This window comes from Moorena sp. SIO3I6 (genome assembly GCF_010672095.1).
The window spans coordinates 1-1,714 of record NZ_JAAHHU010001076.1 but is presented as its reverse complement, the minus strand read 5'-3'; the positions used below and the strand labels follow the sequence as shown (position 1 = coordinate 1,714).

Annotated in this window: 1 protein-coding gene and 1 pseudogene; both read right to left on the bottom strand. The window is 43.8% G+C overall.

Going from position 1 to position 1,714, the window contains the following annotated elements; genetic code table 11:
* Positions 1–127: 127 nt before the first annotated feature.
* Positions 128–484, bottom strand: a pseudogene (locus F6K49_RS46270) (flavodoxin domain-containing protein); the annotation flags it as partial.
* Positions 485–1,312: 828 nt separating this feature from the next.
* A partial coding sequence (locus tag F6K49_RS46265; protein ID WP_293109171.1) for a photosystem I reaction center subunit XI occupies positions 1,313–1,714 on the bottom strand: 402 nt, incomplete at its 5' end.

Sequence of the window (1,714 nt, the reverse complement as noted above, 5' to 3'; positions counted from 1 at the left end):
CCTCTGAGTTAGATCATTTCCCGTGCCGATGCTGGAATAAAGCTCCGCAGCTTCTTTGAAGCGAGTCAATTCGGCACCCACCAGTAAGACGGGCAGGTGATCGAACATTCGACTCACGCCGTCACATTCCAACGGTGCTACCCCCCAATTCGGAAATTTTCGTTTCTAGAATACCAATGGCATCCATAAAGTTATCGGGATAGCCCTCCTGGTCTCCAGTTCCAAAGTAGGCAACTTTCTTACCACTAAAGTTGATATTATCTAGCTCTTCAAAGTAGCCATCCCAGTCAGCTTGTAATTCCCCAATATCCCAAGTAGGACAGCCGATGATGATATTGTCGTACTTTTCAAAATCGCTATTTTCAGCCTCTTCTATTTTATGTATAGTGACGACACCATCACCGCCAAGTCCTTCTTGAATTTCCTCAGCTGCCGCCTCTGTTTTACCGGTTTGAGAGCCGACGAAAAGACCTATTTTTGACATTTTTATTTACTCCTGATTGATTTTGATTAGATGGTGTAATAGCAGCATGTTAATTTTATTAATTCCTGATTCAGATCCCCCTAAATCCCCCTTAATAAGGGGGACTTTTTCATCTAATTACCCCTTATTAAGGGGGGCTTTTTAATCTAATTCCCCCCTTTTTTAAGGGGGGCTAGGGGGGATCTATGTACAGAATTACAAAGATGACATGCTCCTTGGTGTAAGGATTGCTCGCTCAGCGCTCAGCTATTTTTAACCAGCCTTTAGTTAAAGGGAAAGTAATTTTTAACTCAATCCCTAAGTTTTACTTGATTCAAAATCTTGCTGAGTGCTGATAGCTGTTCGCGCAGCGTGCGCGTAGCGCATATACTTACTAGATGGTTGAGAAACTAAGTAGTATGCTTGCTGTGCTTAGTGGTTACCGAGGTAGAGTCAGTCAGTATCCTTTCCTCCAGCATTGGCATCTGTTGCCGACAGTGGCAGCAATAGCAGTAAATGCTAGTTGCTAGTGGAGACATCCATCGTGGTTATGGCATCCATCTTTATGAACGCCCTCTAGGTCGTTTCTAGTTTATCACTAAATTTTATCAATAAACTGAAACCAAAAGGAGGGCATATTGTCTGTTCCAATAGTTTAGGTCAAAGTTGCACTTAACCTGGCTGTCACTATGGGACGGATGAACGGTTAGTTATATCTAAGCTAGGGAAAAGAGATAATGGGGTTAGGGTTGACATGGCTTCCTAGCCCCAGACAGCTCCTGTTTTAAGAAGCGTATAGAATGCTCCATTAATTACTCTAGCATTTGTTGAGACTTCTTAGCAACTATTTTAACCCATCATTCCCTGAATCATACTGAAGTTATTGACCAGCAGATAGGCAAAAATCGCTCCTCCTGCGCCACCAACTAGAAAAGCTCCAGCAAACTGACTCCATCCGTCAGCAGTTTGGATAGTTTCTGGTACCTCAGGTACCCTAGTAACGAATGTGGGTCGAGGTACAGTTTGCAGCTCTTTCTTAAAGGTGACTGTACCGTAGATTGATAGGCCGATGGTCGCGATTACAATCAGAGCAATGGCTGCTGTAACACCAGCTAAGTTTGCCATCTGTGAATCCCGCAACGGTCCTAATTTGGCAAACGGACCAAAGATAAAATACCCATGAGCCATGCCAATTTCTAGACCCCTGGACAGGGGAGAAAGACCGGGACGGTAAATAGGTAGGTTTTTGAG